Consider the following 297-nt stretch of genomic DNA (forward strand, 5'->3'; position numbering starts at 1 on the left):
GACGCGGGAATACCTGGCGCCGACCGTGCTCTCGCCGCGGCAGCTGGAGCGGCTGTCGGACGCCCCGGTGGTGGCCGTGCTGCCCGGCCTGCGGCCGCGGGGCGCGGGCGCGAGCGCCGCGAGCCTCACCCTCGACCACCTGGCCGCGACCTCCGGCGAGAGCGGCCACGCGCTGGCGCTGCTCGTCACCTCGGGCGAATCCGACGAGGCCGAGCGCCAGGCGGTGACCGGGCTGCTCGCCGCGGTGGCCGTCGCGCGCGGCGACCGCGTCCTGCGCGTCGACGCCGACCTGCGGGC

Annotated in this window: 1 pseudogene; it reads left to right on the forward strand. The window is 79.8% G+C overall.

Features of this window, described 5'->3' with window-relative positions:
• Positions 1 to 297 (forward strand): annotated as a pseudogene (locus tag ACLBYB_RS33245) (lipopolysaccharide biosynthesis protein); the annotation flags it as partial.

This window comes from Methylobacterium sp. D54C (assembly GCF_053345595.1).